The following is a 23,263-nucleotide window of genomic DNA, read 5'->3' on the forward strand; positions in this document are numbered from 1 at the left end:
GCTTTTCACTTCGGATAAAGCGGCGGCAACCCACTCTCACCCACCGGATCCTGCACGCGCTCGGCGGCGGGAATAGTTCGGATCGCCCGCCACAAATCCTCACCCTGCCAATGCTGCCCCGTCTCGCTGTACAGCGCACCATTCAACCCGTCCAACGCGTCCGACAACGGTACAAACCGCGCGGCCATGTCTGCCAGTGTCTCCGGCTGCTGCCGCGCCCAGGCGTCCAGTGCCTGGCGGGTGGCGTGGGGGTCGTTGGCCTGGCTGGCGCGTTTGATGTCGTCGAGCAGGGTGCGTGGGCTCGGGCCGGTCTGGGCGGCGCGGTGGATTGCCGGTTGCCAGCGGGCGCGCCACCAGAGGCCGAAGCCGAGCAGGGTGGTGCAGGCGAGGATCAGGGTGCTGAGTTTCCACCACCACAGGGTGTCGTTGTCGGGCGTACTCGGTTGCAGGGTGCCGGCCGGGGTGTCGATTTGCAGGCTGGGGTTGTTCGCCACTTGCAGGGTGCGCGCGGGCAGGCTGCTGTGTTCGAGGTGGTCTTCGAAGGTGTTCCACCAGACCACGTCGACGGTCGGCAGGTCGATCGCGCCGCTGCGGCTTGGCACCAGGGCTTCGCGTTCTTCGCGGCTGCCGATGATCCCGCGGTCGCTGCTCTGGTTGCTCAGCACCGGTTGGTCGGGGTAGCGGCGCAGGCCGTTGACGTCGGTGGCGGGCAGGGCTGGGAGTTGCGAGCTGGCGAGGCCTTCGACTTTCAGGGTCAGGCTGCGGGTCAGGGAATCGCCGACCTGGGTGTGATCCGGTTCCGGGCTCCAGCTTTCGCTGAGGTTGAGGCTGCGCGCCGGCAGCCATGGTGCATCGACCGGGTAGGTCAGCGGTTTCGGTTTGACCGTCAGCGGAATCGACGCCGAGCTGACGCGCATCAATTTGCCGGGCTTGGGCCCCGAGGCGTCTGCCGATGGCGCGGTATCGACCAGCGTGGCGCTGAAGGTCTGCGGGGCGATCGTCAGCAGGCCGCTGTGTTGCGGATAGATCGCGTAGCGCATCTCGATCACGCCGTGGCGCAGACCGTTGATGTCTTTCTCGTAGGTGCGCGTGTCGCCAAGTTGTTCGATGCGCGCATCGGCGATTTGCAGCGGGCTCAGGCTGCTGTCGTCGTACAGCGAGACTGAATGATAGATGCGTAGGGTCAGGATGGCCTGGGCCTGCACGTAGACGCTGGTCTGGTCGAGGCTGGCTTCGATGAACACCGGATCAAGGCTGTTGTTGTCTTCGCGGTTGTTGCTGGCGATCACCTGCACGGTGATCGGCTGGCTCTGCGCTTCGCCCAGTTGCAGCGGCGGAATCACTACGCTGCCGTTTTCTTTCGGCAGCAGGGTGATGATCCAGCGTGTGGTCGCGCGATTGTCGCCGTTGAGGGTGTTGAGCTGGTTGACCTGGCGCGTGCCGCGCACTTCGAACAGCGCTTCCAGCGCCGACAGATCGGGCTTGCCGAACTGGGTGACGTCGTCAGTTTCGAGGGTGAGCTCGACCGTCTCGCCGGAGTTCAGGCGACTGCGATCCACGCTGGCGGTCAGCTCGGCCGCCTGAGCGGTGGCCGTGCAGATCAGCAGGGGCAGCAAGAGAGCGGTGAAGCGGGTCATCGATTGTTTTCCTGATCCTGATGTTGTTGCTGTTCGTACCAGAATTTGCGCCTGAGCAGTTCGCCCGGGTCGTCCGGGATCTTGCCCAGCCATTGCTCGAGCGCCTGACGCTGCTCGCCTTCGAGGTTGTTCTCGCTCGGGCGCAGGGTCGGCACCGTGTCGGTTTCCTCTTCCTCGTTGCTGCCGGGGATTTCATTGGGGCCTGGCAGCGGCGGGGCGGTCGGCGGCGGTTCGCTGGCCGACTCGGCCGGTTGCGCCTCGCTCTGGGTTTCACTGCTCACCGCCGGAGGGGGCGCGGTGGTGGGCGAGGGCTCATCGCCGGGCAGACTTTGTTCGTTTGGCTGGTTGTCCGGTTCGGGCGGCGGCGGGGCGTTTTTCTGCTTCAGCAGGTTTTCCACCAGCGCCTTGTTGGTCTGCGCCGGACGCAGATCCGGTTGCAGCTCGAGCGCCTGTTCGTAGGCATCAATCGCCGCTTCCAGCTCGCCACTTTTCGCCAGAGCGTTGCCACGATTGTAGTGGGCGCGGGCATCGCTGCCCTCGGCAAAACGCTGAGCGGCGCCACTGTAGTCGCCGGCCTCGTACAACGCCACCCCTTGCCACTGATGATCGTCAAAATGCTGCGCGGCTTCGGCCGGGCGCTTCTGCTTGAGCAGATGCAAACCTTGCTGGTCGGGGCGCAGCCACAAGTCTTCGAAATCGAAAGCGTAGCTCGGTTGCGGCAGGCACCACAGCAGCGGCAGGCAGAACAGCCAGCCACGGCGCCCGGCACACGCAGCCAGCAACAACAGCGGCAACAGCAGCCAATAGCCCTGATCGGCCCACGTATCGAGGCGCACGGTCTGGCCGTCGTCGCGCAGGCTGCGCGGGCCGTTGAGCAGGCCAAGAGCGCCAAGATCAGCCTCGTCGAGTCGCGCCGGGTGATACTCGCCGCCGACGCTGTTGAGGAAAGTCGCCAGACCGGGGCTGTCGAGTTGCGGTACGCGGATCGCGCCTTGCTCGTCCTTGAGGAAACTGCCGTCCTCCTGGGCAATCGGCGCACCTTCAGCGGTGCCGATGCCGAGCATCAGCAGTTGCGTCGACTCGCCATTCAGCGCGCGGCGGATACCGCGCCGTTCTTCTTCGTTGAGCGACGAACCGATCAGCAGAATCCGTCCCTGTCCCAGCGCACCTTGCTTGAGCAACGCCAGCGCCTTGTCCACGGCCAGCTCGGCGCGGTGGCCGGCTTCCGGCATCAGCGACGGCTTCAGCGCGTCGAGCAGATTGCGACTGGTGGCCAGATCATCCGACAGCGGCACCAGCGTGTGCGCGCTGCCGGCATAAACGACAATGGCGGTCTGCGCATCGCTGCGCGCCTGCAACAGGTCGAACAGCTTGCGCCGCGCCTGTTCGAGACGCGTCGGTGGCGAGTCGGTGGCGAGCATCTCCGGGGTCAGTTCGAGCACGACTACCAGCGGATCGGCGGGTTTCTGGCTGGTCTGTTCGACGCGCTCCCAGCTCGGCCCGAGCAAGGCCAGAATCGTCAGCAACCAGGCCACGCCAAGGGCGATCCACGGCAGTTTGCTCTGCCGACCGCTGCCGCCACTGAGCAGCGCAGCGTGGAATGCCGGCGGCAGAATCATCTGCCAGCGACCGGCACGTTTCTGTCGGTGCCAGAGTTGCCAGAGCAGCCAGCCGAGCAGCGGCAACAGCAGCAGCCACCAAGGTCGGAACCAGTGCGGCCAGAGCGCGATCATCGGCGCCTCCGCAGGCGCAAACGCTGCAAGCGCTCACGCCAGTCCGGCAGCGGACTTTGCAAATACAGTTGCTTGGTAAACAGGCGTTGCAGCGGATTGTCCGGCCACAGTTCGCGAACGACCAGCAACAGGCTCAACCACAGCGCCAACGCCAGCGGCCAGTGATACAAGGCTTGCGCCGGGCGTGCCTGAGTCGGTTGCTGGGTCACCGGTTCAAGCTGGTCGAGGGTGTCCTTGATCGCTTGCAGCTCCAGGCCGTCATGGGCGCGGAAGTACTGGCCGCCGGTGATTTCGGCGATGGCCTTGAGTGCCGGTTCATCCAGATCGAGGCTCGGATTGACCCCGAGCAGGCCGGTCGAGCCGCTGTCCTCGGGATTGGCGCCGATGCCGATCGGGTAGATTCTGACGCCTTCACTGGCCGCCAGTTTTGCGGCGGTCAGCGGATTGATTTCGCCGCCATTGTTGGCGCCGTCGGTGACCAGAATCAGCACGCGACTTTGCGCCGGGCGCAGACGCAGGCGTTTCAGGGCCAGGCCGATGGCATCGCCGATCGCGGTGTTCTTGCCGGCGATGCCGATCCGCGCCTCGTCGAGCCAGACGCGCACGGTGCGCCGGTCAAAGGTCAGCGGCGCTTGCAGGTAGGCCTGGCTGCCAAACAGGATCAGACCGACGCGGTCGCCGTCGCGGCTTTCGAGGAAATCGCCGAGCAAGTGCTGCACCAGCGACAGGCGGCTGACTTCTTCGTCCTGCCATTGCATGTCGGGAAAATCCATCGAACCGGACACGTCCACTGCCACCAGCAGATCACGGCCACTGGCGGCGATCGGCAGTGGTTCGCCAAGCCATTGCGGGCGGGCGGCGGCGGTCAGCAGAATCAGCCACAGCAAGATAAACGGCGCCTGCTGCCGCCAGGCCGGCAAGTTGGCGCGGGCGCGGCGGCGGGCGAGGCCTTCGAGGTCGGCAAGGAAACTGACTTTCAACGCCGGCTCGCCGCTGTCGGCCACCGGCAGGACAAGACGCATCAACCACGGCAGCGGCAACAGCGCGAAGATCCACGGCCAGGCGAACTCAAACATGTTTGCGAATCCACGTGTCGACCGCTTGGGTCAGGCCGGCGATGGCTTTGTCGTCGAGTTTGCATTCCGGCTTGTACGCGCCTTCGACCAGCACCATCCAGCGCGTCAGGCCGGCAGCCGGGCAGCGGTTATCGAGGAAGGCCAGCCATTTGCGGCCGTTGAGGGTGTGGCTCTGGCTGTACGGATAGTGGTTGCGGCACAGGCGTTTGAGCAGGCCGTTGAGTTGTTGCAGCCAGGCACCGGCCGGAGCGCCGTCGTAAGGCTTGGGCATTTGCGCCAGTTCGGCGAGCGCGGCGATGCGCACCGGGTCCAGCGGTTGCTCGGCGCGTACCACCGGGCGTTTCTTCATCGGAATGAAGCGGCGCAGCTTCCACGCGGCAAAGCCCAGCAGCGGCAACAGCAGAAGCAGCAGCCACCAGCCCGGCGCCGGCGGCCAGAAGGCGATCGGCGGCGGCGAGATCAGCGGCTGCAGTTGGTCGAGGCCGTTCATCGACCTTTCCCCGGACGCTGCGGGTTGAGGAACTCGCGCATCTGCTCGACCATTTCGCTCTGCGTGCTCAACGGCATCAGCAACACCCGCAGCTTTTGTGCGAGCAATTCCCAACGGGCGATCCGCGCTTCGGCCTGGGCGCGGTAGGTCTGGCGCAGGTCGAAATTCAGCGTGTCGATTTCCAGTTGCGCGCCACGCTCGGCGAAGCGCAGCAGGCCGGCAGCGGGCAAAGCGTGATCGAGCGGATCGGACAGCGGCAACATCAGCAGATCACAATGCCGCGCCAGCAAACTCAACTGCTGCTCGGCGCTGTCGGACAACGCGCGTTCATCGCAAATGACGATGGCCAGACTGCCCGGGCGCAGCACTTCCCGCGCGCGGCGCAGGGCCACGCCGAAGGCATCGCGATCCGGCTCGCGCTCGCTGTGCAGAGACTGATTGACCTTGACCAGGCGGTTGAGCAATTGCAGCAGGCTCTGCTTGCTGCGGCGAGGCTTGATTTCGTAGTGCTCGTTATCACCGAACACCAGCCCGCCGACGCGGTCGTTGTGCCCCAGTGCAGCCCAGCCGATCAGCGCCGCGACCTGCGCCGCCAGTACCGATTTGAACATCAGCCCCGAGCCGAAAAACAGCCGGGCGCTTTGCTCGACCATGATGAAAATCGGTCGCTCGCGCTCTTCGTGGAACAGCTTGGTGTGCGGTTCCTGCGTGCGCGCAGTGACGCGCCAGTCGATGGTGCGCACGTCGTCACCGGCCTGATACACCCGCACTTGGTCGAAGTCGACGCCACGGCCACGGAATTTCGAGTGATGCAGGCCGATCAGCGGGCTGCGCTGACTCGGCGTGGAAAACAGCTGTACCTCACGCACGCGGTGACGCATTTCGATCAGCTCGGCGAGGCTGATGCGGATACCGGGTTCGGAGGGCAGGGCGGCGTTCATGGGGGTCAAGCGACGGCGACGACGTCGAGAATCCGCTGCACCACGCGATCCTGATCGATGCCAGCGGCTTCGGCTTCGAACGACAGAATGATGCGGTGGCGCAACACGTCGAACAGCACGGCCTGAATGTCTTCCGGGCTGACGAAATCGCGACCGGCCAGCCAGGCGTGGGCGCGGGCGCAGCGATCGAGGGCAATCGAACCGCGCGGACTGGCGCCGTAAGCGATCCACTCGGCCATTTCCGGGTCGAACTTGGCCGGGTTGCGCGTGGCCATGACCAGTTGCACCAGGTATTCCTCCACGGCGTCGGCCATGTACAAACCAAGGATTTCCTTGCGCGCGGCGAAGATCGCCTGCTGGCTGACCCGGCGCTCGGGCTTGGTCTCACCGTTCAACGCCTCGCCACGGGCCTGCTGGAGGATGCGCCGTTCAACAGCGGCGTCGGGGAAGCCGATCTTGACGTGCATGAGGAAACGGTCGAGCTGGGCTTCCGGCAGCGGATAGGTGCCTTCCTGTTCGATCGGGTTCTGCGTGGCCATCACCAGAAACAGCGGCGACAGCTCATAGGTGCTGCGCCCGACGCTGACCTGACGCTCGGCCATCGCTTCGAGCAAGGCCGATTGCACCTTGGCCGGCGCGCGGTTGATTTCGTCGGCCAGCACCAGGTTGTGGAAGATCGGCCCTTGCTGGAAGACGAAACTGCCGGTTTCCGGACGGTAGATTTCGGTGCCGGTGATGTCGGCCGGCAGCAGGTCGGGGGTGAACTGAATACGATGGAACTGGGCTTCGATGCCCTCGGCGAGTTCTTTGATCGCTTTGGTCTTGGCCAGACCGGGTGCGCCCTCGACCAGCATATGGCCGTCTGCGAGCAGGGCGATGAGCAAACGCTCGATGAGTTTTTCCTGGCCGAGAATCTGCGTTGAAAGAAAGGTTCGCAGCGCCAGCAGCGCTTCACGATGTTCCATCGGTGACTGTTCCTGGAAAGGGGGTGGCCGGGGCGTTCGGATAACGCCGGGGCTGGGGGCGTTACTTTAATCCATCGCGGGGGGCGGCGACTAACGGCATTTTGTGCAAAAGAGCAAAAGATTGGGCGCTGGTTCCGGCCTCTTCGCGAGCAGGCTCGCTCCCACAGGGTCTGATGTACGCATTCCAATGTGGGAGCGAGCCTGCTCGCGAAAGGGCCAGCCCGGTCAACATCAAACCTCGCTGATAAAGGTCCCGGTCCCATCGAGAATGTTCTTCAAAGTCTCGACAACTTCATCCATATCCACCATATCCGGGTTGAACGCGATCTCCAGCACATCATCGCCATTCAACGCATCGGCATCCGCCGCGGCAATCTCGATCTTCAGCAGGTTCGAAGTCAGCGTGACCTTCACCCCGTCAAGCGTCGAAGGCTCGCCATCCAGGGTGATCTCCAGCTCATCCTCATCCGGGTAACGGCTCATCAGGAACATCTCGCCCTTGTCGCTGTGGCAGCAGAGCATGGCCATGTTGTCTTCTTCGTCGTCGCACGGGTTGACGATCAGTAGGGCGGTGGACATTTGCATGGGGGAATCCTGGGCAGTGGCGGCGATGAATCTGTTCGAAGGCGCGATTTTGCCAGTCTCAACCGGTTTGCGCTGCCTGCATCGGCAAAAAGTGGCAAAGCAGGATATTTCCGTCGCCCATTTCCGAGTAGCGAGAAGGGAAAATCCGACGCCAGCGTAAGGCAATTACCGGATGTGCAAAATCCACCCGAAATTGCGATTTTTCGCTTGTGATCGCCGCCTTTTTACCGTTAGTTTCGCCGCTCTTGCGCAATGGAGTGCGTTACGACAACCCCAAAAAGGGAACTTTGCCATGACCCAATATTTCGACCGCGCCGAAGAAATCCGCCACCTGTCCGATGAACAGATCGAGGAAATCTACAAGCGCTATCTCGAAGGCGAGAAAACTGCCGCGCTGATGGCGGAATTTCAGATCCCTGCAACGGTGCGCAGTCTGCTCAAGGTTCTGCCCCCGGTTATCAGTGCGGACCTCAGCTGTCCTTACTGCAAACTGCCGATGTGGGTGCGCCGACACGCCAGAGGCACTCCGCTTTCGCTGCGCAGTACCTTCAAATGCGTACGCTGTGAGCACCAGCAAAGCCTTCCCGGCACCAATACCCGCCACATGACTTGCAGCTGCACAGAATGTTTCAAGGTGCGCCAGCAGCAGCTTGCCGCCCGGGCCACGCGTGATCGCCTGGAATTGGAAGCTCGATATGGCGCGCGATGCCCCGCAGTGCCTTACGCCAATCTGGGGTTTGTGCAGAAGCTGACGTTGCTCGCCTTGCTGGATGATGGTTACGGCGCGACCGTTGAATGGATTGCGCCGTTGAATGCGCCATCCAGAGAAGAGCTGCTCGCCCTGACGTTCGAGGCACGTGAGGAGCTGCTCAAAGGCCTGCACGAAGCCGGGGTGCTGGCAGTTTCCACCGATTCCGACATCAACGCCTTCGATCGCAGCGAGGGCTGCAATATCCGCGAGTACAGCGCGGTGCGCTGGCTGCCCAGCGTCACGCTCGACGGCGTAACGCGCTGTACTCGCGAGAATCTGTATCAGGTCCTGTATCAGGAGTTGTCGGGCAGCGTAAAAGCCGCCTGGAAGAGCGAAATCTATTCGCTGGTCTTCAGTCTCGCCCGCGAAGCGTCCATTCAATACATCCGTGTGCTGGCCGCTGAAGTGGATTTTGCCTTCACGGCCGAGGCCCGTGCCGAGGAGGTGGTCGGGCAGTTGCTGCAGGACTTCTCGGTGAGTCAGTTGTATTACTTCGCCCGCTTGGCGGTACGAAACGCCGCGCACTTTTATGCCACCGGCCATTCCAAAGGGCGCAGCCACGCCTCCAACACCATTCCGCGCAACATGCTGAGCACGGCGCAGGACGCGCTCGCGCGCAACTGGCGCAAGAACGCCCATCGCGATGCGCGAGTACCGCAAACGGCCTTGCAGCGCTTGCTCTACGACGTGGTGCTCAAGGACAGCGGCGCCGGATTTTCCAAATCGCCGGGCATGTACTGGCGTGACGAACTGGTCCCGCAATTCTTTTCCGCCGTGGCGTTCGACAGCGACTTGCTCAGCCATCTGCGCCTGTTCTGCCGCGAATGCGATTCGAGCAACATCGACGCCAGCATGGACAAGCAGATCCTGCAGACGATGTGCTACGACTGCGCCACGGTGAGCAAATTCAGAGCCTTTGAGGAACTGCCGGACTGATCCGCGTCAACCGCTGGCGCTGAACCGGATGCCACGCTCAGGGTCGATAACAGGGCCTTGGGCGTTTTCGTTTCCGGATATGTAACGTCCTCGGCGACCGACCTGGCACGAAAGTCCCGTGAAACCGGGGTTTCGAACCTGCATTTCGGCGCACGCCTGCTAGTGTTGATGCAGGCCAAACCCTGCATTTACGTGCCAATGACCGAATATGTCGCAGCACCGCAAGCAGACACATTGTCGCACCCATTAAGCTGCGCAACGGATGAGCACCCGTAAAGGCATTGTCGGCAATGCTGGCAGTCGCTTTTGCAGATGCTCATTCATGGAAGGTGAATGTGACCTGAGTGTCCCGTCCAGCTTCACCCACCTGTCTCCCTGTTTCCTCTGCCCGAGAATCAGGAACAGGGCGACACCAGCCCCGAAAGGGGCGTTGCACGCGACGCTTTCCATCAATAACAAGCTTAAGCGGAGTACCACAGATGGCGTTCTTCACCGCAGCCAGCAAAGCCGACTTCCAGCACCAACTGCAAGCGGCACTGGCGCAGCACATCAGTGAACAGGCACTGCCACAAGTGGCGCTGTTCGCTGAACAATTCTTCGGCATCATTTCCCTGGACGAGCTGACTCAACGTCGCCTCTCCGACCTCGCTGGCTGTACTCTCTCTGCGTGGCGCCTGCTTGAGCGCTTCGATCACGCGCAACCGCAAGTGCGTGTCTACAACCCCGATTACGAACGCCACGGCTGGCAGTCGACCCACACCGCGGTCGAAGTGCTGCACCACGACCTGCCATTTCTGGTCGACTCGGTGCGCACCGAGCTGAACCGTCGCGGCTACAGCATCCACACCCTGCAGACCACCGTGCTCAGCGTGCGTCGTGGCAGCAAGGGCGAGTTGCTGGAAGTCCTGCCAAAGGGCAGCACCGGCGAAGGCGTGCTGCACGAATCGCTGATGTACCTGGAAATCGACCGTTGCGCCAACGCGGCCGAGCTGAATGTGCTGAGCAAAGAGCTTGAGCAGGTGCTCGGTGAAGTGCGCGTCGCCGTCGCTGACTTCGAGCCGATGAAAGCCAAGGTGCAGGACATCCTCACCCAGCTCGACAACAGCGCCTATCCGGTCGATGCCGACGAAAAGAACGAAATCAAGAGCTTCCTGGAATGGCTGGTGGGCAACCACTTCACCTTCCTCGGCTACGAAGAGTTCGTGGTCACCGACCAGGCCGATGGCGGCCACATCGAGTACGACCAGAGCTCCTTCCTCGGCCTGACCAAACTGCTGCGCACCGGCCTGACCTACGAAGACCTGCGCATCGAAGACTACGCCGTGTCCTACCTGCGCGAACCGACCCTGCTGTCGTTCGCCAAGGCTGCGCACCCGAGCCGCGTACACCGTCCGGCTTACCCGGATTATGTGTCGATCCGTGAAATCGACGCCGACGGCAAAGTCATCAAGGAACACCGTTTCATGGGCCTGTACACCTCGTCGGTGTATGGCGAGAGCGTGCGGGTCATCCCGTTCATCCGCCGCAAGGTCGAAGAAATCGAGCGCCGCTCCGGCTTCCAGTCCAAGGCCCACCTGGGCAAGGAACTGGCGCAGGTCCTCGAAGTGCTGCCGCGTGACGACCTGTTCCAGACCCCGGTCGACGAACTGTTCACCACCGTGATGTCGATCGTGCAGATCCAGGAACGCAACAAGATCCGCGTGTTCCTGCGCAAAGACCCGTACGGGCGTTTCTGCTACTGCCTGGCCTACGTGCCGCGCGACATCTATTCCACCGAAGTCCGCCAGAAGATCCAGCAAGTGCTGATGGAGCGCCTGAAGGCTTCCGATTGCGAATTCTGGACTTTCTTCTCGGAATCCGTGCTGGCCCGCGTGCAGCTGATTCTGCGCGTCGATCCGAAGAACCGCCTCGACATCGATCCGGTACTGCTGGAAAAAGAAGTGGTCCAGGCCTGCCGCAGCTGGCAGGACGACTACGCCGCACTGACCGTCGAAAGCTTCGGCGAAGCTCACGGCACCAACGTGCTGGCCGACTTCCCGAAAGGCTTCCCGGCCGGTTACCGCGAGCGTTTTGCCGCGCATTCGGCCGTGGTCGACATGCAGCACCTGCTGAGCCTCAACGAAAAAAATCCGCTGGTGATGAGCTTCTATCAGCCGCTCGGTCAGGTCTCCGGCCAGCGCGAGCTGCATTGCAAGCTGTATCACGCCGACACGCCGCTGGCGCTGTCCGACGTCCTGCCGATTCTGGAAAACCTCGGCCTGCGCGTACTAGGCGAATTCCCGTATCGCCTGCGCCACACCAACGGCCGCGAATTCTGGATTCACGATTTCGCCTTCACCGCCGCCGAAGGTCTGGATCTCGACATTCAGCAACTCAACGACACCCTGCAGGACGCGTTCGTCCACATCGTGCGCGGCGATGCCGAAAACGACGCGTTCAACCGTCTGGTGCTGACCGCCGGTCTGCCATGGCGCGACGTCGCGCTGCTGCGTGCCTACGCCCGTTACCTGAAGCAGATTCGTCTGGGCTTCGACCTGGGTTACATCGCCAGCACCCTGAACAACCACACCGACATCGCTCGCGAACTGACCCGGTTGTTCAAGACCCGTTTCTACCTGGCGCGCAAGCTCGGCAGCGATGATCTGGAAGACAAGCAACTGCGTCTGGAACAAGCGATTCTTACCGCACTGGACGACGTTCAGGTGCTCAACGAAGACCGCATCCTGCGTCGTTACCTCGACCTGATCAAAGCCACCCTGCGTACCAACTTCTATCAGACTGACGCCAACGGCCAGAACAAGTCGTACTTCAGCTTCAAGTTCAACCCGCATGCGATCCCTGAGCTACCGAAGCCAGTGCCGAAGTTCGAAATCTTCGTCTACTCGCCACGCGTCGAAGGCGTGCACCTGCGCTTCGGCAACGTTGCCCGTGGTGGTCTGCGCTGGTCCGACCGTGAAGAAGACTTCCGTACCGAAGTGCTCGGCCTGGTAAAAGCCCAGCAAGTGAAAAACTCGGTCATCGTGCCGGTGGGTGCGAAGGGCGGCTTCCTGCCGCGTCGCCTGCCACTGGGCGGCAGCCGTGACGAGATCGCGGCCGAGGGCATTGCCTGCTACCGCATCTTCATTTCCGGTCTGTTGGACATCACCGACAACCTGAAGGACGGCGCCCTGGTACCGCCGGTCAATGTCGTGCGTCATGACGACGATGACCCGTACCTGGTGGTCGCGGCGGACAAGGGCACTGCAACCTTCTCCGACATCGCCAACGGCATCGCCATCGACTACGGCTTCTGGCTGGGTGACGCGTTTGCCTCCGGTGGTTCGGCCGGTTACGACCACAAGAAAATGGGCATCACCGCCAAGGGCGCGTGGGTCGGCGTGCAACGCCACTTCCGCGAGCGCGGCATCAATGTTCAGGAAGACAGCATCACCGTGGTTGGCGTCGGCGACATGGCCGGCGACGTGTTCGGTAACGGCCTGTTGATGTCCGACAAGCTGCAACTGGTCGCTGCGTTCAACCACATGCATATCTTCATCGACCCGAACCCGAACCCGGCGACCAGTTTCGTCGAGCGTCAGCGTCTGTTCGACCTGCCGCGTTCGGCCTGGACCGACTACGACACCAGCATCATGTCCGAAGGTGGCGGTATCTTCTCGCGCAGCGCGAAGAGCATCGCGATCTCGCCGCAGATGAAAGAACGCTTCGACATCCAGGCTGACAAGCTGACCCCGACCGAACTGCTCAATGCCTTGCTCAAGGCGCCGGTGGATCTGTTGTGGAACGGCGGTATCGGCACCTACGTCAAGGCCAGCACCGAAAGCCACGCCGATGTCGGCGACAAGGCCAACGATGCACTGCGCGTCAACGGCAACGAGCTGCGCTGCAAAGTCGTGGGCGAGGGCGGTAACCTCGGCATGACCCAACTGGGTCGTGTGGAATTCGGCTTGAATGGCGGCGGCTCCAACACCGACTTCATCGACAACGCTGGTGGCGTGGACTGCTCCGACCACGAAGTGAACATCAAGATCCTGCTGAACGAAGTGGTTCAGGCCGGTGACATGACCGACAAGCAACGCAACCAGTTGCTGGCGAGCATGACCGACGAAGTCGGCAATCTGGTGCTGGGCAACAACTACAAGCAGACTCAGGCCCTGTCCCTGGCGGCGCGCCGTGCCTACGCGCGCATCGCTGAGTACAAGCGTCTGATGAGCGATCTGGAAGGCCGTGGCAAGCTGGACCGTGCCATCGAGTTCCTGCCGACTGAAGAGCAACTGACCGAGCGCGTCGCTGAGGGCCACGGCCTGACCCGTCCTGAGCTGTCGGTGCTGATTTCCTACAGCAAGATCGACCTCAAGGAACAGCTGCTGGGTTCGCTGGTGCCGGACGACGACTACCTGACCCGCGACATGGAAACGGCGTTCCCGCCGACCCTGGTCAGCAAGTTCTCCGAAGCCATGCGTCGTCACCGTCTGAAGCGCGAGATCGTCAGCACCCAGATCGCCAACGATCTGGTCAACCACATGGGCATCACCTTCGTGCAGCGACTCAAAGAGTCGACCGGCATGAGCCCGGCAAACGTGGCTGGCGCTTACGTGATCGTGCGCGACATCTTCCACCTCCCACACTGGTTCCGTCAGATCGAAGCGCTGGACTATCAGGTTTCCGCTGACGTGCAGCTGGAGCTGATGGACGAGCTGATGCGTCTGGGCCGTCGCGCCACGCGCTGGTTCCTGCGTGCCCGCCGCAACGAGCAGAACGCTGCCCGTGACGTCGCGCACTTCGGTCCGCACCTGAAAGAGCTGGGTCTGAAGCTCGACGAACTGCTCAGCGGCGAAATCCGCGAGAACTGGCAGTCGCGCTATCAGGCGTACGTCGAAGCCGGTGTGCCGGAATTGCTGGCGCGTATGGTTGCGGGCACTTCGCATCTGTACACGCTGCTGCCGATCATCGAAGCCGCAGACGTCACCGGGCAGGACCCGGCCGAAGTGGCCAAGGCTTACTTCGCTGTGGGCTCTGCGCTGGACATCACTTGGTACCTGCAACAGATCAGCGCGCTGCCGGTGGAAAACAACTGGCAGGCTCTGGCCCGTGAAGCGTTCCGTGATGACGTCGACTGGCAGCAACGGGCGATCACCATCTCCGTCCTGCAACAGGGCGACGGTTCCCAGGACGTGGAAGCACGCCTGGCGCTGTGGATGGCCCAGCACGAAAGCATGATCGAACGCTGGCGCGCCATGCTGGTGGAAATCCGTGCTGCGAGCGGTACGGACTACGCCATGTACGCGGTGGCCAACCGCGAACTGCTGGATCTGGCGTTGAGCGGGCAAGCGATCGTGCCTGCGATCACTGCGAATGCCGAGCTTGAACTGGCGTAAGTAGTGGCTGAATGAAGAAGCCCCGCTCTTGAAAGAGGCGGGGCTTTTTTATGCCTGAGGGTTTTTGTGGCGTCTGGTCTGACGCCTTCGCGAGCAGGCTCGCTCCCACAGGGATTCGCATTCCAAATGTGGGAGCGAGCCTGCTCGCGAAGAAGCACTTACATTCAATACAACTTTTGCGCTGGTTTACCCTCGAGCATCGACACTTTCTCCCCCGGCCGCACAACCAGGTTACTCAGCGAACGGTCAAACTCGCGTAACGCCGCCAACTGCAATTCCTCCTGCTGATTGATATCCGCGACGATCTCTTCCGAGCGCTTGAAGTCCGCCCATACCGGCGTCAGTTCCCGCGCCTGCGAGCCCTTCGCTGTGCCGATGTAGTTCAATTGCGCATCGTAAAAATCAGCACTGACATCCGCGCGGATATCCGAGCTGCGCGAGGTGATCAACTGGCTGTGGGTATCGACGATCGCCACCACATCCGGCTTGGCCGCGCGCAGGCTTTGCATGTCCGGGTACACCGTCACCGAGCCGAACTGGCGTTGCAGCGAAGCGTTGACCCACTGCACCGCGCGATCCGGGCTGGAGCTGGCGACGTAGGCGTCGTGGATCGGCTGCACCAGCAGGCTCTGACCAAAACCGGTGCCGGCCTTGGCCTGATACTCGCGCAAGTATTGGCGATTGGCCTGGGTGCCGGGGCTGTAAATCACCCCCAGCGAGACGCCGGGACCTCTGTTGACCTGAGTAGCACTGCTGCGACCGGTCGGGTGCGGCAGCAGCGTGTCGAGGGATGACACGGCTTGCGGAGCAGTGGGAACAGAGCAGGCAGAGAGCATCAAAACGGAGATCGCCAGCAGGGCGGGAAGCGCAGGTTTCATGGTGTTTCTCCCGTGAAACAAGGTCTGTCGATGAGTGTGCACGGGCCGAAGATATCGGCGGATATTCAGGGTAAACCTGCCGGCCTGACCGTTGCCTGAATAACCTTTGCGCGGTTAGTTTTATTGGCTTTAAGCGTTCGCAGTTAATGCCGCCGCGCAATAAAAAAGGCGCAAATGCTCGATTCGCGCCTTTCGTTTATGGCTGGTCACGCAGCCATCAGTTTTCCAGCGGAATCAGCACCTGCTCATCCGGGGCCAGCACCATGAACACCAGCAACTTGGCCGGCTTGGTCGAACTGGCGTTTTTCGACACCAGATGCTCGGAACCGGCCGGCTCGTACCAGAACTGGCCTTTCTTGTAAGTGATCGCTTTTTCGCCCTTGACCTGTGAAATTACCTCGCCGTCGAGCACGTAAGCCATCGCCGTGCCTTCGTGCTTATGGGCGATTGAGGATTGCCCGGGCTGGTAGTCGACTTCGATCATCATGGCTTTCTTGCCGGGGACGTTTTTCAGCAGTTGTTCCTGCAGAACGGTGATTTTCTCGGACGGATCGTGAGCCATTGCCGAGGCGGAGAGGGTGAAGGCGAGGGCGGCGGCGAAGAGGGGCAGGGCTTTCATGGCGGGTTACCTGTGATGGTGGGGGTGTGCTCACAGTAGGCCGCAATGGGGCCGGTTCAAACGGCCAATATTCGCGAAGATCAGGTGACCAATTGGCCTCGGAAGGATTTCGGTGCGGCGCAAATCGCCTTCGCGAGCAAGCTCGCTCCCACAGGTTCTGCGGTTGCTCATCCGTCTTGTGAACAACAAATAACCCTGTGGGAGCGAGCTTGCTCGCGAAGAGGCCGGTTCAGACGATGGGAAAGCTGTTGAAATCCACACTATTGGCCAGGCGGCTATCGATCAGGTCGATAAACCCCTGCGCCTCGGGCCGGTTGAAATGCGCCTGCATCGCCGCTTCCGACTGCCAGCGCGCGCTGACCGTCCAGCGGTGGCTGTCTTCCGGGCAGCGGTCGACCAGGTAGGAATCGCAGCCCGGGGTTTCGCGCAGGGTGTCGACGATCTTCTGCAATTGCTTGCCAAGCTCTTCCGAGCGGCCCGCAACCGCCTTGACCTCAACCGTGTTGATCACTTCGTTGGACATTGCTCACACTCCTGAATCAGGCCGGACGAATCCTGCTCATTGAGGGATAACGCCTGTGCAGAATAGGCCTGCCGCCGTGAATCACCAATAACCAATCGGCGGTAAAAGCCTTATACCAACGGCTCATGACAGCTGTTCGAGGATGTCGCGCAGGCGATCGAGGGCAATGTCGATGTCGAGGGTTTCGATGGCGCCGAAACCGAAATACAGGCCTTCTTTCGCCGGCTGCTGGTAGTAGAAACCACTGATCGCGTAGAGACCGACCTCGACCTTTTTCGCCAGCTCGATGACCAGCGGCAAATCGACCGGCACCTTGCAGAACACCGCCATGTGAAACCCGGCACTGGCCGGCACGGCTTGCAGCCATGGCGCAAGGTCGGTGGCCATCCGCTCGAGAATGCGTTCGCGGCGTTGCGCGTAGATCGTGTGGCAGCGGCGGATGTGCTTGAGCAGGCAACCTTCGGCGATGAACTTGGCCAGCGCCCATTGCGGCAGGGTCGAGGCGTGCAGATCGGTCAGCTGTTTGGCGCGAATCACCGCTTCGATGATCGACGGCGGCAGGATCGCGTAGCCCAGGCGTAACTCCGGCAACAGGGTTTTCGAGAAGGTGCCGACGTAGGCGACGATACCGCGCTGATCGAGGTTGTACAGCGAATCGGTGGGCCGGCCTTCGTAGCGGAATTCGCTGTCGTAATCATCCTCGATGATGATCGCGCCGAGCTCGTGGGCACGGGCGAGCAGGGCCTCGCGGCGCGCCTGACTCATCGCCATGCCCAGCGGGAACTGGTGCGACGGCGTCACATAAATCAGCCGCGTGCCATCGGGAATGTGCTCGACCTGAATACCCTCGGCATCCACCGGCACCCCGACCACTTCGGCGCCGTGGGTGCCGAACAGCAAGCGCGCGGGCGGGTAGCCGGGATCTTCCATGGCCACCAGACTGCCGGGGCGGGTCAGTACCCGGGCAATCAGGTCCAGCGCCTGTTGCGCGCCGTTGCATACGACGATGTCCTCGTCCTGACAGTTGATGCCGCGAGAAAAGGCGATGTGCCGGGCGATCGCATTGCGCAGCGCCGGCAAGCCTTCGGCGACGCTGTAGAAGCCTTTCGACTGCGCCATCTGCCGCATCGCATGGGCGACGCAGCGGCGCCAGTCGTCGTGTGGGAACTGGCCTTTGCTGGTGGCGCCACCGATGAAGTCGTAGCGCAGCGAACCTTCCAGCGTCGGGTGACGGAGGAACACCGGCAGATTGCGCCAGCTCTCGATCACCTCGGCACTGGCCAGCTCGGTGTGGCTCTGCTTGCGCTGCACCTGCGCCGGGCGGGCGTTGACGTAGGTGCCTTTGCCGATCACGCCGGTGAGGAAGTTTTCGTAAGTCAGCTGCGCATAGGTGTCGGAAATGGTCTTACGCGAGATGCCCAATTGCTCGGCCAGCAAGCGGCTCGGCGGCAACTGCGTACCCGCCGCCAACCGCCCGGATTCAATCGCCCCGCGCAACTGCTGATACAACTGACCGGCAAGATCCTTGCGGCCGTTGATCACGACATGAAGTTCCATACCGACGAGGCTCCCGGGTGTTGAGTGAAGTGTCGGTCAGATTAGCGTTGTTGGGCTTTTGGCAGTAGTTGCGTGGAGTAAAAACCGCAAATTGGCGCAAGTCCCTGTGGGGGCGAGCTTGCTCGCGAAAGCGGTGGGTCAGTTACCTGATCGTTCCCACGCTCCGCGTGGGAATGCAGCCATGGACGCTCCGCGTCCACTGTGACGCAGAGCGTCACGGGAGGCGTTACCACGCGGAGCGTGGGAACGATCAGCGCGTAAAGGTAGGGGGGCAGTGGTGTAGCCGAAATTCGTGGAATTGGGGCTGTAACACAGCCTGCACAGCCCGTACCGTGAACTCATCATTCCGCCTGCCGAGAGCCGCGCCATGTCCCTGCGTCTGGATTACTACAACGCGTCGCCCAAGGCGATGAAAGCGATGCTTGCCATGGAGGCGCTGACCGCCAACCTGAGCATCGAAGCGCCGCTGCTGCAATTGATCCGGATCCGCGCCTCGCAGCTCAACGGCTGCGCATTCTGCACCGACATGCACTCGGTGGACGCGCGGCGGGCCGGGGAGAGCGATCGGCGTCTTTACGCGATCGCGGTGTGGCGCGACAGCAACTTCTTCAACCCCCGCGAACGCGCGGCGCTGGCCTGGGCCGAGGCGGTGACGCTGTTGGCCGAAAGCCACGTGCCGGATGACGTTTACCAGCAGGCGCGCGAGCAATTTGATGAAGGTGAACTGGTGGATTTGACGGTTGCGGTGAGCACGATCAACAGCTGGAATCGTTTGGCCGTCAGCTTCCGCCAGACCCCGAGTGATTGAGTTGCGTCGTAAAAAAAACGAGAGAAAGAAGAGGTACACGCCGATCGTTCCCACGCTCCGCGTGGGAATGCCTCAAGGGACGCTCCGCGTTCCAATGGGACGCAGAGCGTCCCGGGCTGCATTCCCACGCAGGAGCGTGGGAACGATCAGTCCTTCACTGCGGCGGTCGCTGCGGTTTCACCGAGGTGCCAAACGTGTTGCCCATCCGCGTACTGGTCGCCGCCGGTGTCGCCAGCCCTACCTGATTCGGCGGTCGCTTGTGCACCGGCACATTCAACCCTTCCATGTTCTTCTGCGCCGCCGCCGCGCCGTCGGGATTGTTGCCCATCTGCTGGCTCAGGCAATCGTAATTCGGCGCCTTGTAACCGCCGACCGTGACCTCGACACAGCCCAGCGGCTCCTCCGCCTGCGCCGCACCCACCGTCATCAGCAAGACCCACATCCACCGCGTTTTCATGTCCGCCTCCTGGCCCGCCCGATTGGGCCGCTCTGGGTTTGAGTCTAGTGCAAGCGCGGCGCAAAACCCGTGATGGTTTTTTTGCACCGCCCGTCATACCAGAGTCATAAATGCCCCGCAGGATAGCGATTTTCAGGGGTGCGCCAGTCGTGCAGCGAGGCAGTTCGCGGATCAGTCTTCAGCGCTCGGCGACGCTTGTGCGCCGCGCGGGTCTGGGCTGGCTGCTCGGTCTGCTGACCTGCGCGGCCAATGCTGATCCGGCAGCGGCGGACATGCGCATGACCTTGCACATCCCGGCGCAGGAGCTGGCCCGGGCGTTGGATCAATACAGCCGCGCCACGGGCGTCGCGGTGTTGGTCGACAGTCAGTTGAGCCGGGGCCGTCGCTCCCTCGCCGTGGATGGCGAATTTACCGCCGCCGACGCCTTGCGCCATCTGCTCGGCGGCACCGGGTTGATGGCGCGTTACGCCCGCGCCGACGCGTTCACCTTGCAAGCGGCGCAGGTGGAAGACCTGCCAGTGCCGACGGACAAACCCACGCCGGCTGCTGTCGCGGTCAACCGCAGTTACGCGACGGCGGTGCAAGCGGCGATCGAGCGCAAATTGTGCCGCTCGCCGCTGACCCGGCCGGGCAGTTATCGCGCGTTGTTGCAGGTGTGGGTCGGGCGCGACGGCGTGGTGCAGCACAACCGGTTGGTCACTTCAACCGGCGATGTACGGCGCGATAACGCGCTGGTGGAAAGTTTTCGCAACCTCACAATCGATCGGCCGACGCCCAGCGCCTTGCGCCAGCCGGTCACGTTGCTGTTGTTACCGGAGTCGTCAGGGAAACGCATGGAATGCACGAGATGGGAAGGAGTTTCCGGGGGATGAAAGACGCCGGACAAAGCGTGATGGGCCAGCTGTTCCTCAGCTCCTACGAGGATTTTCGCGTGCGCCTGCGCCGCCGCCTCGGCTCCGAGGACCTGGCCAATGACGTGCTGCACGAGACCTGGCTGCGGGTCGATCGCATGGAGACCCCGCCGAACCTGCTCAAGCCCAACGCCTACCTGTATCGCATGGCCCTCAACATCGCCGCCGACCGCCGTCAGGCCGATGCGCGCCTGCTCACCGGCACCGAAGTCGAGGAACTGCTGCAACTGGGCGACGAAGCCCTCGACCCGGCGCGGGTGGTCGGTGGGCAAAAGGAGATGCAGGCCCTGCTCAGCGCCTTGTACGAACTGCCGGCACGGCGTCGGCGGATCTTCATCGCCGCGCGGCTGGAAGAGGCGCCGCACCTGGAAATCTCCCAGCGTTTCGGCATTTCCACGCGCATGGTCGAGAAGGAAATCAAAGCCGCGCTGGGCTTCTGCGCAGCGAAACTGGAAAGAAAAGTGTTTCAGCGGTTCGGTCGCGGGGCCGGAAAACCGTCTAGCGAATAGTGACCCGATTAATCCGTTGAGAATTTGCGCGTTTGAACATCTTTCGACTGAAACCCGCCGAGCCTTCGGCCACCGAGTCCCTGCACAGCGAAGCCCAAGACTGGCTGATCCTGCTGACCTCGGGCCGCGCCACCGTCGCCGACGCACGCGCCCTGCGGGAATGGTGCGCGCAGAGCGGCGAACATGCCCGGGCCTTCGAAGAAGCCAAGCGGCTATGGCATCACCTGCAACCGGCCGCCGAAGCGTTGCAGGGCCGACGCGGCTTCGGTCGACGGGCATTTCTCGGCGGCGCGATTGCCGCATCCGCCGCATTCCTGCTGGTGCGCGGCACGATTCCCGGTGGTTTCGAAGGACTGGGCGCCGACTACATCACCGAAGTCGGCCAGCAGCGCCGGGTCGAACCGGCGCAAGGCGTCAGCCTCGAACTCAACACCCAAACCCGCATCAACCAGCGCAGCGTCGAAAACGGCGTGCAGGGCTTCGAACTGGTCAGCGGCGAAGTTGAAGTGCAGACCGCACGCCTGCCACTGGCGATGCAGGCCGGAGCAGGGTGGTTGCGCGCCAGCCAGGCGCGCTTCAACCTGCGCAACACCGACCAGCAAGTCTGCGTGACCTGCCTCGACGGCGCGGTCGACGTCGCCATCGACGGCCGTAACCTACGCCTCGAAGCGGGCCAGCAAATCACCTACGACGCACGGCAAATCGGCAACGTACAAACCGTCGACACCGCCGCCGTGATGAACTGGCGCCAACAAGTGCTGGTGTTCAACGGCGCGACCCTCAGCCAGATGATCGACGAAATCAACCGCTACCGCCCCGGCATGCTCCTGCTGCTCAACCGCGAACTCGGCCAACGCCGCGTCCAGGCCCGCTTCCACCTCGACCAACTCGCCGGCGTAGCCTTGCTGATCCGCGACGCCTACGGCGTCAAATGCACCGAACTGCCCGGCGGCGTCGTCGTCCTCAGCTAACCAAAGCCCAGCGCAATCCAACTGTAGGAGCTGCTGAAGGCTGCGATCTTCTGATCTTGATCCTGCTTTCTGTGGGAGCTGGCTTGCCAGCGATGACAGCCAGTCAGCCACCCAATCCCCAACTACCTACACCCAACCCAAATGTAGGAGCTGCCGAAGGCCGCGATCTTCTGATCTTGCTTTTGCTTTCTGTGGGAGCGAGCCTGCTCGCGAATGCGGTTGCCCAACTGACCAAAATCTTCCGGTCGCACTCGAACCCTGTGGGAGCTGGCTTGCCAGCGATAACGGCCTAACAGCCAACCAAGCTAAAGCTGACTGCCCCTAATTCAATTGTGGGAGCGAGCTTGCTCGCGAAAGCGGTCTACCAGTAACAACAATGCTGACTGACCCACCGCAATCACGAGCAGGCTCACTCCTACAAAAAACTGCGGTGATCCCGGCTATTGCAACAACCCAATCACCTGCCGATACCGCTCAACCCCCTGCGCCGTCTGCCGACTCAAACGAATCTCCAACCCCAACGGATCCTCCCGCCGATTCCCGCTCAACTGCCGCCACCCCTTGTCCACCTCCCAAACCCGAACCTGCACATCACTCACCTCACTCAACACCGCCACCCCATTCCCAGGCGCCGGCAACGGATAGCGACTGCGCGCCTCAGCCACCGCCCGATACAACGTATCCCCCTTGACCCACCACCGAACCCGTTGCAAAGCCCCCGGCTGATCCGCCGCGCTACGAATAATGTCCAGCCGAAACCCCTTACTATCACTGCTGCGCACCGTCACCGCTGGCGGCGCAGTCGGCGCCTCATCCTCAGCCCCAACTTTGCGCGGCTCGCTCAACTCCACCCCCGCGCGCATGTCCACATCCCGCTGCAACTGATTCAACACCCGCAACAACCCATCGCTCTGCTCACTGCTGGCCTTCAAATGACTGTCCGCCCGCGTCACGCTGTCCAGCCCGCGCCAGGCAATCAGACTCACCACCGCCATCAACAGAATCGCGACCATCACCTCAATCAGAGTGAACCCTTGCTGAGTCTTCATTGAATACTGATCCGCCCACTGCCATCGCGCAGCACACTCAGCCGATTGGCCCCATCAGACAAAATCAGCCGCAACGGCGGATTGATCCACTCGGCATTCAGCACCACCGTCTGCCGAGGCTCCACACGCACCTCCACCTTCGGACTCTGCCACACACGCGGGCGCAACTGCGCATCCTCCTTGAACGACTCAAACCCCACGCCATCATCCCCCCGCCGCCCAAACCGAAACCCCTTGGCATCCGTCACCCACACAATCGGTCGCCCATCAGCGCGAGCCTCCGCCTGCGCCACCTGCAACAACTGCGCAACCCGCTCGGCATCCTTGCGCAACAACTGCAACGGATCAGGCCTGATACTCAAACTGATCGCCGCACTGGCAATCCCGATGATCACCAGCACCACCATCAACTCGATCAACGTAAAACCCTGCTGCCTGCTCATCACCCACGCGCTCCTTGGCGTCCCACCCCATCGTGCCCGGCGAACATGT

At 62.4% G+C, this 23,263-nt stretch carries 20 protein-coding genes; 6 read left to right on the top strand and 14 right to left on the bottom strand.

Annotated elements, in window-relative coordinates:
• Positions 1–5: 5 nt before the first annotated feature.
• From JWU58_RS12180 to JWU58_RS12210, 7 genes are all read right to left on the bottom strand, one after another.
• Positions 6–1,637, bottom strand: a complete 1,632-nt coding sequence (locus JWU58_RS12180; RefSeq protein ID WP_206422042.1) for a BatD family protein — start codon at positions 1,635–1,637, stop codon at positions 6–8.
• Positions 1,634–3,370, bottom strand: a complete 1,737-nt coding sequence (locus JWU58_RS12185) for a vWA domain-containing protein (RefSeq protein WP_206422043.1) — start codon at positions 3,368–3,370, stop codon at positions 1,634–1,636. Before JWU58_RS12185 ends, JWU58_RS12180 begins: the two co-directional genes overlap by 4 nt.
• Positions 3,367–4,446, bottom strand: a complete 1,080-nt coding sequence (locus tag JWU58_RS12190; RefSeq protein WP_206422044.1) for a vWA domain-containing protein — start codon at positions 4,444–4,446, stop codon at positions 3,367–3,369. The genes JWU58_RS12185 and JWU58_RS12190 overlap by 4 nt, the downstream gene beginning before the upstream one ends.
• On the bottom strand, positions 4,439–4,936 hold the full coding sequence (locus JWU58_RS12195; protein ID WP_024013173.1) for a DUF4381 domain-containing protein: 498 nt from the start codon (positions 4,934–4,936) through the stop codon (positions 4,439–4,441). The genes JWU58_RS12190 and JWU58_RS12195 overlap by 8 nt, the downstream gene beginning before the upstream one ends.
• A complete protein-coding gene (locus JWU58_RS12200; protein WP_206422045.1) occupies positions 4,933–5,877 on the bottom strand; it encodes a DUF58 domain-containing protein in 945 nt (314 codons plus the stop codon). Before JWU58_RS12200 ends, JWU58_RS12195 begins: the two co-directional genes overlap by 4 nt.
• 5 nt (positions 5,878–5,882) lie before the next feature.
• The gene (locus JWU58_RS12205; protein WP_007913915.1) at positions 5,883–6,842 is read right to left on the bottom strand and encodes an AAA family ATPase; all 960 of its coding nucleotides are present in this window, start codon (positions 6,840–6,842) and stop codon (positions 5,883–5,885) included.
• A gap of 231 nt (positions 6,843–7,073) precedes the next feature.
• On the bottom strand, positions 7,074–7,427 hold the full coding sequence (locus JWU58_RS12210) for a hypothetical protein (RefSeq protein WP_206422046.1): 354 nt from the start codon (positions 7,425–7,427) through the stop codon (positions 7,074–7,076).
• A gap of 292 nt (positions 7,428–7,719) precedes the next feature.
• On the opposite strand from JWU58_RS12210, the gene JWU58_RS12215 reads away from it, so the two are divergent.
• A complete protein-coding gene (locus tag JWU58_RS12215; protein ID WP_206422047.1) occupies positions 7,720–9,114 on the top strand; it encodes a hypothetical protein in 1,395 nt (464 codons plus the stop codon).
• Between the two features lie 479 nt (positions 9,115–9,593).
• Positions 9,594–14,489 (top strand): NAD-glutamate dehydrogenase, encoded by a 4,896-nt coding sequence (locus tag JWU58_RS12220; protein ID WP_130900815.1) that lies wholly within the window; start codon positions 9,594–9,596, stop codon positions 14,487–14,489.
• A gap of 164 nt (positions 14,490–14,653) precedes the next feature.
• Here the strand turns inward: JWU58_RS12220 and JWU58_RS12225 are convergent, their stop codons facing one another.
• From JWU58_RS12225 to pdxR, 4 genes are all read right to left on the bottom strand, one after another.
• Entirely contained in the window at positions 14,654–15,367 is a 714-nt protein-coding gene (locus JWU58_RS12225) for an ATPase (RefSeq protein WP_206422048.1), read from the bottom strand.
• 217 nt (positions 15,368–15,584) lie between these two features.
• A complete protein-coding gene (locus tag JWU58_RS12230) occupies positions 15,585–15,986 on the bottom strand; it encodes a cupin domain-containing protein (RefSeq protein ID WP_206422049.1) in 402 nt (133 codons plus the stop codon).
• A gap of 229 nt (positions 15,987–16,215) precedes the next feature.
• Positions 16,216–16,509 (bottom strand): putative quinol monooxygenase, encoded by a 294-nt coding sequence (locus tag JWU58_RS12235; protein ID WP_016774982.1) that lies wholly within the window; start codon positions 16,507–16,509, stop codon positions 16,216–16,218.
• 123 nt (positions 16,510–16,632) lie between these two features.
• Positions 16,633–18,066, bottom strand: coding sequence for a MocR-like pyridoxine biosynthesis transcription factor PdxR (gene pdxR / locus JWU58_RS12240; RefSeq protein ID WP_206422050.1), 1,434 nt, complete (start codon positions 18,064–18,066; stop codon positions 16,633–16,635).
• A gap of 367 nt (positions 18,067–18,433) precedes the next feature.
• Here pdxR and JWU58_RS12245 point away from each other — a divergent pair, with 367 nt between their 5' ends.
• A complete protein-coding gene (locus tag JWU58_RS12245; protein ID WP_076562576.1) occupies positions 18,434–18,874 on the top strand; it encodes a carboxymuconolactone decarboxylase family protein in 441 nt (146 codons plus the stop codon).
• Between the two features lie 154 nt (positions 18,875–19,028).
• Here JWU58_RS12245 and JWU58_RS12250 read toward each other — a convergent pair whose 3' ends face one another.
• Positions 19,029–19,331: a hypothetical protein gene (locus JWU58_RS12250; RefSeq protein WP_122612077.1), complete on the bottom strand. Its 303-nt coding sequence runs from the start codon at positions 19,329–19,331 to the stop codon at positions 19,029–19,031.
• Between the two features lie 149 nt (positions 19,332–19,480).
• On the opposite strand from JWU58_RS12250, the gene JWU58_RS12255 reads away from it, so the two are divergent.
• From JWU58_RS12255 to JWU58_RS12265, 3 genes are read left to right on the top strand one after another with little or no spacing between them, the layout of a single operon-like run.
• Positions 19,481–20,203, top strand: a complete 723-nt coding sequence (locus JWU58_RS12255) for an STN domain-containing protein (RefSeq protein ID WP_206422051.1) — start codon at positions 19,481–19,483, stop codon at positions 20,201–20,203.
• Positions 20,200–20,751 (top strand): RNA polymerase sigma factor, encoded by a 552-nt coding sequence (locus JWU58_RS12260; protein WP_122698125.1) that lies wholly within the window; start codon positions 20,200–20,202, stop codon positions 20,749–20,751. The genes JWU58_RS12255 and JWU58_RS12260 overlap by 4 nt, the downstream gene beginning before the upstream one ends.
• A 32-nt stretch (positions 20,752–20,783) precedes the next feature.
• Complete coding sequence (locus JWU58_RS12265) at positions 20,784–21,722, top strand: FecR family protein (RefSeq protein WP_206422052.1); 939 nt, start codon at positions 20,784–20,786, stop codon at positions 21,720–21,722.
• Positions 21,723–22,162: 440 nt separating this feature from the next.
• Here the strand turns inward: JWU58_RS12265 and JWU58_RS12270 are convergent, their stop codons facing one another.
• Together JWU58_RS12270 and JWU58_RS12275 are read right to left on the bottom strand one after the other, a co-directional pair.
• On the bottom strand, positions 22,163–22,771 hold the full coding sequence (locus tag JWU58_RS12270; RefSeq protein WP_206422053.1) for a prepilin-type N-terminal cleavage/methylation domain-containing protein: 609 nt from the start codon (positions 22,769–22,771) through the stop codon (positions 22,163–22,165).
• The gene (locus JWU58_RS12275) at positions 22,768–23,214 is read right to left on the bottom strand and encodes a GspH/FimT family pseudopilin (protein ID WP_206422054.1); all 447 of its coding nucleotides are present in this window, start codon (positions 23,212–23,214) and stop codon (positions 22,768–22,770) included. The genes JWU58_RS12270 and JWU58_RS12275 overlap by 4 nt, the downstream gene beginning before the upstream one ends.
• Positions 23,215–23,263: the final 49 nt, after the last annotated feature.

It is taken from the genome of Pseudomonas atacamensis, from assembly GCF_017167965.1.
GTDB classification, from domain to species: Bacteria; Pseudomonadota; Gammaproteobacteria; order Pseudomonadales; family Pseudomonadaceae; genus Aquipseudomonas; species Aquipseudomonas atacamensis.